13 protein-coding genes are annotated in these 13,352 nt (G+C 47.2%); 11 read left to right on the top strand and 2 right to left on the bottom strand.

The features are described 5' to 3' along the window. From polA to coaE, 4 genes are all read left to right on the top strand, one after another. Positions 1 to 2,640, top strand: coding sequence for a DNA polymerase I (polA, locus tag NYE42_RS14445; RefSeq protein WP_352426553.1), 2,640 nt, complete (start codon positions 1 to 3; stop codon positions 2,638 to 2,640). A 24-nt stretch (positions 2,641 to 2,664) separates the two neighbouring features. After that, complete coding sequence (gene mutM / locus NYE42_RS14440) at positions 2,665 to 3,495, top strand: DNA-formamidopyrimidine glycosylase (protein ID WP_015417984.1); 831 nt, start codon at positions 2,665 to 2,667, stop codon at positions 3,493 to 3,495. Between the two features lie 135 nt (positions 3,496 to 3,630). Further along, positions 3,631 to 4,263, top strand: coding sequence for a sporulation membrane protein YtaF (ytaF, locus tag NYE42_RS14435; RefSeq protein WP_007408079.1), 633 nt, complete (start codon positions 3,631 to 3,633; stop codon positions 4,261 to 4,263). A 15-nt stretch (positions 4,264 to 4,278) separates the two neighbouring features. Next, positions 4,279 to 4,872 carry a dephospho-CoA kinase gene (coaE, locus tag NYE42_RS14430; RefSeq protein WP_032866545.1) on the top strand — a complete coding sequence of 198 codons (594 nt, stop codon included), beginning with the start codon at positions 4,279 to 4,281 and terminating at the stop codon, positions 4,870 to 4,872. Positions 4,873 to 4,910: 38 nt separating this feature from the next. Here coaE and NYE42_RS14425 read toward each other — a convergent pair whose 3' ends face one another. Together NYE42_RS14425 and NYE42_RS14420 are read right to left on the bottom strand one after the other, a co-directional pair. After that, complete coding sequence (locus NYE42_RS14425) at positions 4,911 to 5,753, bottom strand: aldo/keto reductase (protein ID WP_007408081.1); 843 nt, start codon at positions 5,751 to 5,753, stop codon at positions 4,911 to 4,913. Positions 5,754 to 5,811: 58 nt separating this feature from the next. Continuing rightward, positions 5,812 to 7,011, bottom strand: coding sequence for an MFS transporter (locus NYE42_RS14420; protein WP_007408082.1), 1,200 nt, complete (start codon positions 7,009 to 7,011; stop codon positions 5,812 to 5,814). Between the two features lie 183 nt (positions 7,012 to 7,194). On the opposite strand from NYE42_RS14420, the gene NYE42_RS14415 reads away from it, so the two are divergent. The 7 genes from NYE42_RS14415 (at position 7,195) to NYE42_RS14385 (ending at position 13,291) form a co-directional block, all read left to right on the top strand. Continuing rightward, positions 7,195 to 7,581, top strand: a complete 387-nt coding sequence (locus tag NYE42_RS14415; RefSeq protein WP_003152469.1) for a winged helix-turn-helix transcriptional regulator — start codon at positions 7,195 to 7,197, stop codon at positions 7,579 to 7,581. A 207-nt stretch (positions 7,582 to 7,788) separates the two neighbouring features. Then, entirely contained in the window at positions 7,789 to 8,811 is a 1,023-nt protein-coding gene (locus NYE42_RS14410; RefSeq protein WP_007408083.1) for a glyceraldehyde-3-phosphate dehydrogenase, read from the top strand. Between the two features lie 238 nt (positions 8,812 to 9,049). Then, complete coding sequence (speD, locus tag NYE42_RS14405) at positions 9,050 to 9,430, top strand: adenosylmethionine decarboxylase (protein WP_003152471.1); 381 nt, start codon at positions 9,050 to 9,052, stop codon at positions 9,428 to 9,430. A 248-nt stretch (positions 9,431 to 9,678) separates the two neighbouring features. Next, entirely contained in the window at positions 9,679 to 10,137 is a 459-nt protein-coding gene (nrdR, locus tag NYE42_RS14400; protein WP_003152473.1) for a transcriptional regulator NrdR, read from the top strand. Between the two features lie 111 nt (positions 10,138 to 10,248). Next, positions 10,249 to 11,658: a replication initiation and membrane attachment family protein gene (locus NYE42_RS14395; protein ID WP_012118158.1), complete on the top strand. Its 1,410-nt coding sequence runs from the start codon at positions 10,249 to 10,251 to the stop codon at positions 11,656 to 11,658. Positions 11,659 to 11,682: 24 nt separating this feature from the next. Beyond that, entirely contained in the window at positions 11,683 to 12,618 is a 936-nt protein-coding gene (gene dnaI, locus NYE42_RS14390) for a primosomal protein DnaI (RefSeq protein ID WP_012118157.1), read from the top strand. 31 nt (positions 12,619 to 12,649) lie between these two features. After that, entirely contained in the window at positions 12,650 to 13,291 is a 642-nt protein-coding gene (locus tag NYE42_RS14385) for a TVP38/TMEM64 family protein (RefSeq protein WP_007408086.1), read from the top strand. Positions 13,292 to 13,352 lie beyond the last annotated feature (61 nt).

Below are 13,352 nucleotides of genomic sequence, written 5' to 3'. Positions count from 1 at the left end.
ATGACGGAACGAAAAAAATTAGTGCTTGTCGACGGAAACAGTCTGGCGTATCGGGCGTTTTTTGCATTGCCGCTTTTAAGCAATGAAAAAGGCATCCATACAAATGCCGTATACGGGTTTGCGATGATTTTAATGAAAATGCTGGAAGATGAAAAGCCGACCCACATGCTGGTGGCTTTTGATGCGGGAAAAACCACTTTCCGCCACAGCACGTTTAAAGAATATAAAGGCGGAAGACAAAAAACGCCGCCGGAGCTTTCAGAACAGATGTCGTTCATCCGCGAGCTCCTTGATGCCTACAAAATCAGCCGCTACGAGCTTCCTGAATATGAAGCGGACGATATTATCGGCACCCTTGCCGTTTCTGCTGAAAAAGAAGGCTTCGAAGTAAAGGTAGTTTCGGGGGACAAGGACTTAACCCAGCTTGCAACCGGGAAAACGACCGTTGCCATTACGAGAAAAGGCATTACTGACGTGGAAGATTACACGCCGGAGCACGTGCAAGAAAAGTACGGTCTGACCCCTTTGCAAATCATTGATATGAAGGGATTAATGGGGGATTCATCCGATAACATACCGGGCGTCCCCGGCGTCGGAGAAAAAACCGCGATTAAGCTTTTAAAGCAGTTCCATTCGGTTGAGAAACTGCTTGATTCCATTGATGAAGTCAGCGGAAAAAAATTAAAAGAAAAGCTTGAAGAATATAAGGAACAAGCCCTGATGAGCAAAGAGCTGGCGACGATTATGACAAATGCGCCGATTGAAGTCAAGCCCGAAGATTTAGATTACCAAGGGTTTGACCGTGAACAAGTTGTTGCCATTTTTAAAGACCTCGGTTTTAATACGCTTCTTGAGCGGCTCGGTGAAGAAAGCGGCGAAACGGCGGAAGAAAATTTTGAAGACATCAATGTTGAAACGGCAGAAGAAATCACCGAAGATATGCTCGTTTCGCCGTCCGCTTTGGTCGTCGAACAAATCGGTGATAACTATCACGAAGAACCGATCCTCGGCTTTTCCATCGTGAATGAAACAGGTCTTTATTATATTCCGAAAGAAATCGCCATTCAGTCTGAAGCTTTTAAATCTTGGGCTGAAGATGAATCGATGAAAAAGTGGGTGTTCGACAGCAAACGTTCCGTCGTCGCTTTGCGCTGGCAGGGAATTGAGCTGAAGGGAACGGAATTTGACGCGCTTCTTGCTGCCTACATTATAAACCCGGGCAATTCGTACGACGATGTCGCGAGCGTAGCGAAAGAATACGGGCTGAATATCGTTTCAAAAGATGAAGCGGTATACGGAAAAGGCGCAAAGCGCGCCGTTCCGGCTGAAAAAGAGCTTGCCGATCATCTCGCGCGGAAAGCGTCTGCTGTTAACAGCCTCCGTGACAAACTGCTCGACGCTTTGGAAGAAAATAATCAGCTTGAATTATATGAAGATCTCGAACTCCCGCTTGCGCTTATTCTCGGAGAAATGGAATCAATGGGCGTCAAAGTGGATGTTGAAAGACTGAAGCGAATGGGCGAAGAGCTTAAGGCGAAGCTGAAAGAATATGAAGAAAAAATCCATGACATCGCCGGTGAGCCGTTTAACATCAATTCACCAAAACAGCTCGGCGTCATTCTGTTTGAAAAGCTCGGCCTGCCGCCAGTAAAGAAAACAAAAACAGGCTATTCCACTTCAGCTGATGTGCTTGAGAAGCTCGCAGACAAACATGATATCGTCGCGCACATTCTGCAATACAGACAAATCGGCAAACTCCAATCGACTTATATTGAAGGGCTGCTGAAAGTCACGCGCAAGGATTCTCATAAGGTGCATACACGATTCAATCAGGCATTGACTCAAACCGGACGCCTCAGCTCAACGGATCCGAACCTGCAAAATATTCCGATCCGGCTGGAGGAAGGGCGGAAAATCCGCCAGGCTTTCGTACCGTCCGAACCGGACTGGCTTATTTTCGCCGCCGATTATTCACAAATTGAATTAAGGGTGCTTGCGCATATTTCAAAAGATGAAAATCTGATCGAAGCGTTTACGAATGACATGGACATTCACACAAAAACCGCCATGGACGTATTTCATGTCAGTGAAGATGAAGTGACACAAGCGATGCGCCGCCAGGCAAAGGCCGTCAATTTCGGCATTGTTTACGGCATCAGTGATTACGGGCTGTCGCAAAACCTCGGCATCACCCGGAAGGAAGCGGGCGCTTTTATTGACCGCTATTTGGAGAGCTTCCCGGGCGTCAAGGCGTATATGGAAGAGTCGGTGCAGGAAGCGAAGCAAAAAGGATATGTCACGACACTTATGCAGCGCCGCCGCTATATTCCTGAGCTGACCAGCCGCAACTTCAACCTGCGGAGCTTTGCGGAACGGACGGCCATGAATACGCCGATTCAGGGAAGCGCCGCCGATATTATTAAAAAAGCCATGATTGACATGGCAGCTGAGCTGAAAGAAAAAAACCTGAAGGCGCGACTGCTGCTTCAGGTGCACGATGAATTGATTTTTGAAGCGCCTAAGGAAGAAATTGAAATATTAGAGAAGCTGGTTCCTGAAGTGATGGAGCATGCTTTGGCATTAGACGTGCCGCTGAAGGCGGATTATGCTTCAGGGCCGTCTTGGTACGATGCAAAATAAACAGAGAAAAAGGAAGTGATGATTGTGCCGGAATTACCAGAAGTTGAAACGGTCCGGCGCACTCTGACCGGTCTTGTGAAGGGGAAAACGATTGAATCGGCGGATATCAGATGGCCGAATATCATCAAAAAACCCGCCGAGCCGGAGGAATTCGCGCGGCAGATTGCAGGAGAAACAATCCGATCCATCGGAAGAAGGGGAAAGTTTTTGCTTTTCCATCTGGATCATTATGTCATGGTGTCCCACCTGCGGATGGAGGGGAAATACGGTCTTCATCAGGCCGATGAGCCTGACGATAAACATGTGCACGTCGTGTTTCACATGACGGACGGAACACAGCTCCGCTACCGGGATGTCCGGAAATTCGGCACGATGCATTTGTTTGCGCCGGGAGAGGAATTGAATGCATTACCGCTTTCACAGCTCGGGCCCGAACCCGATGATGAAGCATTTACCGCTGCTTATTTAAAAGAGCGGCTTGCAAAAACGAACCGCGCGGTGAAAACCGCCCTGCTCGACCAAAAAGCGGTCGTCGGCCTCGGCAATATTTATGTCGATGAAGCTTTATTCCGGGCGCGTATTCATCCTGAGACAAAAGCGAACAGTCTGTCAGACGGGCAGATAAAAACGCTTCATACAGAAATTAAAGACACCCTTCAGGAAGCGATTGACGCGGGCGGGAGCACCGTCCGGTCTTATATCAATTCTCAAGGGGAAATCGGAATGTTTCAGCTCAAACATTACGTATACGGCAAAAAGGATGAACCGTGCAAAACGTGCGGCACGATGATTTCTAAAATCGTGGTCGGCGGAAGGGGTACGCATTTTTGCGCCCGCTGCCAAAAAAAATCATGAACTGAAGCGGTTCAAGCAGGCGCAGCAGAATGACTTTTTTCTAACACAGTTGATGACCTTTCTCCATATATATATTGTGATTCACCCAATAGGCATATGTCACAATTGCCGATCAAGAGAAAGGGAGAAACGGATATGGAGATTGTTTCTTTGCTGCTTTTGGCTTTTGCTGTCAGCTTGGACAGTTTTTCAGTCGGGTTTACGTATGGTTTGAGAAAAATGAAAATCCCGTTCAAAGCGATTGCCGTGATCGCTTGCTGTTCAGCCTCTGTGATGTTTATATCCATGCTGATCGGCCATTTTCTGACAAAGATTTTTCCCGTATCCGTCACGGAAAAACTGGGCGGACTGATCTTAATCGGAATCGGGGCATGGGTCATCTGGCAATTTTTCAAACCGGCTAAAGAGCCGGATTACTTATTGCATGAAAAAACGTTACTTAATCTTGAAGTGAAATCGCTCGGCATCGTCATTCATATTTTGAAAAAACCGACCAGCGCCGATATTGATCAATCCGGAACCATTAACGGAGTCGAGGCGCTTCTGCTCGGTATCGCCTTATCCATTGACGCGTTTGGCGCCGGGCTGGGAGCGGCCATTCTCGGCTTTTCTCCGGTTATGATGAGCGTGACTGTCGGGCTGATGAGCTCGCTGTTTGTTTCACTCGGCATAAACTCGGGGCATTTGCTTTCAAGATGGAATTGGATAGATAAAATGACATTTTTGCCGGGAGTCCTGCTGATTATCATCGGGATTTGGAAAATGTAAGAAGGAGTGGGCTTTTTGAGCTTGGTCATCGGTTTAACGGGAGGCATCGCAAGCGGCAAAAGCACGGTAGCGCGTATGCTGATCGACAAAAAAATAACAGTCATTGATGCGGATGTCATCGCAAAACAGGCGGTGGAAAAAGGAATGCCGGCTTACGGACAAATTGTGGAAGCATTCGGAAAAGACATCCTGCTGGAAAACGGCGATATTGACAGAAAAAAACTCGGTTCTATCGTTTTCACTGACGAACAAAAACGTCTGAAGCTGAATCAGATCGTTCATCCGGCGGTGCGTGCGGAAATGCTGAAACAGCGGGATGAAGCCGTTGCGCGAAAAGAGCAGTTCGTCGTTTTGGATATACCGCTTTTGTATGAAAGCGGGCTTGATTATCTTGTCGGCAAGGTGCTCGTCGTCACCGTACCGGCAGACATTCAGCTTAAACGGCTGATAGAGCGGAATTCCCTTACAGAAGAAGAAGCGATGAGCCGGATAACGTCGCAAATGCCTTTAGCGGATAAAACAAAAAAAGCTGACGCCGTCATTGATAACAGCGGCAGTCTTGAATATACAAAGCACCAGCTTGAGGAAGTATTGAGCGGCTGGGCATAAACAAACACCGTTCGGAAAGCCGAACGGTGTTTTTCTGGTTAAAAATCAAAATTGTCAGGATCAGGACCGACACGGAGATTTTCGTTCAGATCATCAATCCGCTTCATATCGTCAGCTGACAGTTCGAAATCAAAGACATTTGCATTTTCTTCAATACGGTGTTTTTTCGTTGATTTCGGAATGGTGATGACACCGTTCTGCAAATCCCAGCGCAAAATCACTTGGGCGGCTGATTTGCCGTACTTCTCAGCGATTTCCTGTAAGACGGTGTGATCAAGCAGCTGACCTTGCATCAATGGCGACCACGCTTCAAGCTGAATGCCTTGTTCAGTGCAGAAAGCAAGCAGTTCTTTCTGTGTCAGACGAGGATGGTACTCCACCTGGTTGATCATCGGCTTGATTTCCGTCTCTTTCATGAGATGTTTCAGATGGTGAATTTGGAAATTGCTGACCCCGATCGCCTTAATGCGTCCATCCCGGTAGAGAGTTTCGAGCGCCCGCCACGCATCGATGTACTTTCCTTCGACAGGCCAATGGATCAAATATAAATCCAAATAATCTAAACCGAGTTTTTCTAAGCTTGTGTCAAACGCTTTTAACGTTTCTTCATATCCTAAATCGGCATTCCACACTTTTGACGTGACAAAAATGTCTTCACGTTTTAATCCCGCTTCTTGCAGCCCTTGGCGGATGCCTTCGCCGACACCTTCTTCATTTCCGTAAATCGCGGCGGTATCAACGCTGCGATAGCCGTGCACCAATGCCGTTTTCACCGCGTTGACGAGTTCCGCGCCTTCCTCTACTTTGAAAACTCCGATGCCGAACCAAGGCATCTCTACTCCGTTATGCAATGTTGCTTTTGCTTGTAAATGTGTTGTCATGTATATATTCCTCCTATTAGTTGTCTGTTGAAACAATCAAAATGCGCTGAAGAAAAACTCACCTCCTTTCAAGGGCAGTGCGATCCCGCTTTTCAAGCTTCCTGCTCCATCCGGTTAATACGACCGCGCTGAGCACCATCAGCGCCCCGATCCAAGCGGTATGAATGATTCCGATTGAGTCTGTAATGATTCCGCCGGCAAACGAGCCGATCGCGATTCCGGCATTAAATGCCGCGATATTTAATGCTGATGCTGTATCAACGGCGCTTGGCGCAAAACGTTCACTCAGCATCACGACATATACCTGAAGCCCCGGCACATTCATAAACGCCAACAGCCCCATGAAAATAATGGTGATCAGCCCGGCTGTTTTAAACGGCGCGGTAAAAGTCAGAACAAACAGCACAGCAGCCTGGACAATGAACATATAAAACAAGGCTTTCAGCGGATTTCGGTTTGATAAACGGCCGCCAATCATGTTTCCGATGGCAATCGCAATTCCGTAAATGAGCAGGATGGCCGCGACGGTTTCTTTCTGAAAACCGGTTACCTCCTGAAGAAGCGGAGATAAATACGTAAACACGACAAACGTTCCGCCGTAGCCTAACGCGGTAATGATAAATAAAAGCAATAACCGGCCGTTTGTGACGAGTTTGACCTGCTCGGCAAATGCGGTTTTCGTCCCTTTGCGCAAATGTGACGGAACGAGAAGCGCGTTTGTGAGGAATGCGATGATTCCTACCGCCACAATGACGGCAAATGCGATTCTCCATCCGAATTGCTGGCCGAGATAGGTGCCGAATGGAACGCCGGTCACCGTAGCCACCGTCAGCCCCGTAAACATGATAGAAATCGCGCTTGCTCTTTTATGCTCCGGCACGATATTGGCGGCGATTGTTGCCCCGATTGACATGAAAATGCCGTGGGAAAAAGCCGAAATGACCCGTGCCGCCAGTAAGACGCCGATTGAGGAAGCGCTCGCTGCGAGTGTATTTCCGGCGATAAAAATTAACATCACCCAGAGCAGCAGCGTTTTCCGCGACATGCCGGATGTGAGAGACGTTAAAACCGGCGCGCCGAATGTCACGCCCAGAGCATACATGGAAACGGTAAGTCCCGCCGTGGTCACAGGTATATGCAGATCTTGAGATATAAGCGGCAGCAGCCCGACGCTGATAAATTCGGTTGTGCCGATCGCAAAAGCGCTGACGGCTAATGCCAGCAGCGCTGGTAAATAGCTTTGGCGATGTGAAGACATCTGTTTTCCTCCTTGAACGATAATGTATGGTTGAAATGATGCCGGGTAAACGATATAAGTATAAGAGTACATTCCTTTTCAGCCGGCAAATGTCATTATGATCGATAGAAGTGTCATTGAAAAGAACGTACTTTTAAGTGCCATAGGCACTTTTTAGTTCCTATAGATGAGGAGGAATTACCGTTGCTGAAGAAAAAATACAATATATCCGTAGAGGCGGCGCTTGAAGTGATCGGCGGAAAATGGAAGTGTGTGATCCTCTGCCACCTCATGCGCGGGAAAAAACGGACAAGCGAATTGAAGCGGCTTATGCCGGACATCACCCAGAAGATGCTGACACAGCAATTGCGGGAGCTGGAAGCTGACGGCGTCATCAACCGGATCGTATACAATCAGGTGCCGCCGAAAGTGGAATACGAGCTGAGTGAATACGGGCACAGTCTGGAAAGAATTTTAAACGCGCTGTGCGACTGGGGCGCGATGCATATTGCTAAACGGTACGGCGAGGTGTCTTCCGTTTTAGAGGACAGCATTTTAAATGACAAATTTAAAGAACCGGGACAAATATAAGAAAAAAGCAGGCAGCCTGAGACGCTGATCCTGCTTTTTTTATGGAAGAAAGATCATTTTATATGCAAAAAAACCGATTGAACAACATATTGATCGGTATAAGGGTGGATTTTTATCAAGTTGTACTGGCGGATTTCTTTTAATGTGTTATACTATATATAAATGAAGGTAAATTAGAGTGGCATATTAAAAAGGGGTGACCTGAGCATGAAGGTAAAAGTAGCAATCAACGGGTTTGGAAGAATCGGAAGAATGGTGTTCAGAAAAGCAATGGAAGATGATCAAATTCAAATAACAGCCATTAATGCAAGCTATCCCCCGGAAACGCTTGCTCATTTGATAAAGTATGACACAATTCACGGCAAATATGATCAAGAAGTTGAGACCTCCGACGACAGCCTGATCGTCAACGGAAAACATATTATGCTGTTCAACCGCCGGGACCCGAGAGAGCTTCCGTGGAAAGAATGCGGAATAGACATCGTCGTAGAGGCAACGGGGAAATTTAATTCAAAAGAAAAAGCGATGAGCCATATTGAAGCAGGGGCGAAAAAAGTCATTTTAACGGCTCCGGGCAAAAATGAAGACGTTACCATTGTCATGGGAGTAAATGAAGAGCAGTTCAATCCCGATGAACATGTCATTATTTCAAATGCATCCTGCACGACAAACTGTCTTGCGCCGGTCGTCAAAGTGCTTGATCAGGAATTCGGGATTGAAAGCGGCCTGATGACGACTGTTCACGCTTACACGAATGATCAAAAAAATATCGACAATCCGCATAAAGATCTGCGGAGGGCGAGAGCGTGCGGAGAATCCATCATTCCGACTTCTACAGGCGCCGCCAAAGCGCTGTCGCTCGTGCTGCCTCATTTGAAAGGAAAACTTCACGGTCTCGCTTTGCGTGTTCCCGTTCCGAATGTGTCATTAGTGGACCTTGTCTGCGATCTGAAAACAGATGTGTCGGCCGAGCAAGTGAACGCCGCTTTCCAAAGAGCCGCAAAAACGTCGATGTACGGAATTCTTGATTATTCGGATGAGCCGCTCGTTTCTTCGGATTATAATACGAATTCACACTCTGCGATCATCGACGGTCTGACAACGATGGTGATGGAAGACCGAAAAGTAAAGGTGCTCGCCTGGTATGACAATGAATGGGGATATTCCTGCCGGGTCGTTGATCTTATCCGTCACGTCGCCGCGCGAATGAAACACCCGTCAGCTGTGTAGACTAAAGATCATGGACATTTGTTAGAAAAAAACCCTTAACGGCATATTCGCAAAAAACACACCTTGCAAAATAAACTTAAACACAGTATACTATCTTTCGTGAACTTCTTGCTCGTGACTGCTTCGGAATTACTTAAAGGGTTAGGACCTCTCCGGACTAACTTTCCCCCGTGGTAAATGGCCGGGTCAGTTCTCGGAAATTCACTTTTTTAATTCTTGTTAAGGGGGGTCCATGATTATGGAAACAATGGGGCGTCACGTCATCTCCGAGCTGTGGGGATGCGATTTTGATAAGCTCAATGACATGGATTTTATTGAAAAAACGTTTGTAAATGCTGCTTTGAAATCAGGAGCTGAAGTGCGCGAGGTCGCATTTCACAAATTTGCACCGCAAGGCGTAAGCGGAGTCGTTATTATCTCTGAGTCACATTTAACGATTCACAGTTTTCCTGAACACGGATATGCAAGCATTGATGTTTATACTTGTGGAGACCTGGATCCTAATGTGGCTGCGGATTACATTGCGGACGCATTACATGCAGATACAAGAGAAAACATTGAAATACCGCGAGGAATGGGGCCTGTACAGATTAAACAGGCACAAGCGAAAGTACTGTAATTTTCAAAACGCAAACACAAGGGAGCTAAGCTGAAAAAGCCATTACGCGCTTTGAAGCTGATGCTCCTTTTCTAATGTAAAAAAACAGCATTGCTTTTTCTTTAAGCATTTTTTTTGTAAAATAGAAAAGATAAGGCCGGTCTATCGGCTCTCCCAACAAATAGGCTCATCCTAGAAACGTTGGCGGGCATTTACCGGAAGCTTGCGAACCGCATTACAGCAACGAAACAGATGGGAGCTGATCCAATTTGAAATGTCCTTCATGCCAGCACAACGGTTCCCGCGTACTTGATTCACGGCCTGCGGACGAAGGGAAATCAATCCGCAGAAGGCGGGAATGCGAAGCCTGCCATTACCGCTTCACTACATTTGAGAAGTTTGAAGAGATGCCTCTGATCGTCGTGAAAAAAGAAGGCGTCCGGGAAGAATTCAGCCGTGAAAAAATGCTGCGCGGGTTAATTAAAGCTTGTGAAAAAAGGCCCGTTCCTTTAAAAACATTGGAAGACATGTGCTTTGACATTGAAAAAGAGCTGAGAAACCAAGGTGTATCTGAAGTCAAAAGCGAACTTGTCGGAGAAATGGTAATGGACCGTCTGGCGAAAATCGATGAGGTGTCTTATGTCCGCTTTGCCTCCGTCTACCGGCAGTTTAAGGATATAAACGTGTTTATCGATGAATTGAAAGATTTAATAAAGAAAGAACGCTGAGAGAGCTAAGAGATTGTGTCTGGCTCTTTTCTCATGAGCAAAATTGGCATTTGATAGATCGCAGAAACGGTGTAAAATGAGAGTAGAAACATATCGGAAGGTTTGAGAATCATGGCTGACTATTGGAATGACGTATTACCTGTAGATCCTTATACGGTCAAAAGCCGTTCGCTTCTTCAGGATGTCGACAGACAGGTTTTGACACATCTGTACCAGCCGCTGATCGGTTCTTTTGCATTCTCCCTTTATATGACCTTATGGGGGGAGCTTGAGCAGAACCGCTTGTGGGGAGCGGAATCCACGCACAGGCAGCTGATGGGCATGATGCAGTCAAATTTAAAAAAGATTCATCATGAACAGGGAAAGCTTGAAGGAATCGGGCTGCTGAAAGTGTATATCCGGGAGTCCGAGCAGAAAGAGCGGATGTTTATTTATGAGCTGCTGCCCCCGCTCAGACCGAATGATTTTTTTGAAGACGGCATGCTGAATGTCTTTCTTTATAACAGAGTCGGTAAAACGAAATACCAGCAGCTGAGACAATTTTACACGCACCCTTCCGTCGGCGCGGGCGCAAGGGAAATTACCCGTCCGTTTAATCACGCTTTTGCCTCTTTTCAGCCGAGTGAATGGAAAATGACGCCTGATATGGAAGAGGCGATGAAGCTCCCCGAGGACTATGAGACGGCGTCTGTCGGACAAGCGCCTTCCTATACGGTGACGGAGGAAGTATTTGATTTTGAGCTTTTCATGGCGGGACTGTCAGAAACGATGATACCGCGTAAATCAATCACGCAGGACGTGCGGGAGAGCATTAAAAAGCTTTCATATTTATACGGAATAGATCCTATCTCCATGCAGCACGTCGTCATGACCGCAATTAATGAACAGGATACGATAACGGCCGAAGCGCTGAGGAAAGCGGCCAGCGACTGGTACCAAATTGAAAGAAGCGGTAAGCTTCCGGAACTGATTGATAAAACACAGCCTGTCACCTTGAGAGAAAACCGGACGGAAAAGGACGATTCATTGAACGGCGAACTCATCGCACAGCTTGAGACCATATCACCGAGAAAGCTTCTTCAGGACATTGCGGACGGGACCGAGCCGTCAAAAGCCGACTTGCAGATTATTGCCGATATTATGTTCGAACAAAAGCTTGAGCCTGGCGTCACCAATGTGCTGATTTATTATGTCATGCTGAAAACGGATATGAAGCTGTCCAAAAACTATATCCAAAAAATCGCCGCCCACTGGGCCAGAAAGAAAGTCAAAACGGTACGGGAAGCAATGAAACTCGCAATAGAAGAGCACAGGCAATATCTTGATTGGGCGGACGGCAAAACAAACGGCGCGGCGCGCGGTAAAAAAACCGTCCGGGAAGAAAAGCGCCCTGATTGGATGAAAGAAGAAGAAACCGGGAAGAAACAAGAACAGCCGGCTCTTTCCGCGCAGGATCTTGAAGAACAGAAGAAAAAAATGATGGAAGAAATGAAAAAACTGAAAAAATACTCTGCCTATTGAGACAGAGAAGCGGGGTGATATTGAATGGAACCGATCAGCCGATCCTTAGAAGGCGTGACGAAAAGACCTGACTTTCAAAAACGCCTGGAACGAATGCAGCAGCAAGTCATGGCCGACGAAGACGTCCAGGCTTTTTTGAAGGAACAGAAAGATGTAATCAATCAAAGCATGATTGACAGAGGGTTAAATAAACTGTACGAATTCGTTCAGCAAAGCAAACAGTGCGCCTTCTGTTCGAAAGACAGCCGGACGAACAGCCTGCTTGAAGGCTATCATCCGAAGCTTGTGATCAACGGGCGTTCCATCGATATTGAATATTACGAATGTCCGGAAAAGAGAAAGCTCGACCGCCAGAAAAGGCAAAAGTCCCTGATGAAGAGCATGTATATCCAGCAGGATCTTCTCGGCGCGACGTTTCAGCAGATCGACATTACCGATCCGAGCAGAGTCGGCATTTTCCAGCATGTGACGGATTTTCTGAAGAGCTATAATGAAACGGGGAAAGGCAAAGGGCTGTATCTGTACGGAAAATTCGGAATCGGGAAGACATTTATTTTAGCCGCCATTGCCAATGAGCTGGCGGAAAAAGAGTATTCATCAATGATCGTATATGTTCCCGAATTTGTCAGAGAGCTGAAAAACTCGCTCCAGGATCAGTCGTTGGAGGCGAAACTGAATATGGTGAAAACGACGCCCGTACTGATGCTTGATGACATCGGAGCGGAGTCAATGACAAGCTGGGTCAGAGATGAGGTCATCGGCACCGTGCTTCAGCACAGAATGAGCCAGCAGCTTCCCACTTTCTTCTCGTCTAATTTCTCACCTGACGAGCTGAAGCATCATTTTACGTATTCACAGCGGGGAGAAAAGGAAGAAGTAAAAGCGGCAAGACTGATGGAGCGGATTTTATATTTGGCTTCGCCCGTCCGTCTTGACGGGGAAAACCGCCGCCGTTCATGATGCCGGCGTCCAATGGGAAGGATTTGAGGGAATGAGGAATAAGAAGGCTGTCACTTGGGCTGCGGCTGCGGCGGGAGCGGGCCTTTTGCTGTGGGCAAACCGCAAATATCTGAATCTGTCGCCTAAGGAGATACGGCTGTGGGTGTTATCGTTCGGTGTTTTTGCGCCGCTTGTGTTTATCGGAATTTCCATCGTCAGGCCTTTTGTGCTGTTTCCCGTATCAATCGTTTCCGTCGCCGGAGGATTGGCGTTCGGCCCGTTTTTCGGCACCGTGTATACGCTGGCGGGCTCAATGGGCGCTGCCGCCGCGTCTTTTTTTGCGGCGGGGCTGTTTGCCTTTAATGAGAAAAGCCGTCATGGAAAAATGGAAGCCATTCAAAAGCAGATGAAAACCAATGGCTTCTTTTATATTTTTATCCTGCGTATTCTGCCTGTTAACTTTGATGTGATCAGCTATGCCGCGGGCCTATCGAAAGTCAGGCCGATGACGTATTTTTTGGCGACCGCAGCGGGCATCATTCCGGGGACGATCGTCCTGAATGTGCTCGGCGCGAGCTTTATGTCCGGCAATGTGCTGACCGTACTCGGCGTGATCTGTCTTTACATCGTATTTTTATCGCTTCCCGTTATATTTAAAAAGAAGGTGCGCCATTTGTTCGGCGGTGAAAGCTAACCTTTACGTCTATTTTAAAAACATCCCCCATATACTTGTAACAGATGCCGTAAGGGGGGAC

It is taken from the genome of Bacillus sp. FSL K6-2865, from assembly GCF_040311405.1.
GTDB classification, from domain to species: Bacteria; Bacillota; Bacilli; order Bacillales; family Bacillaceae; genus Bacillus; species Bacillus velezensis.
Note: the sequence above shows the minus strand (reverse complement) of the source record. Positions and strands in the feature narration are given on the sequence as shown.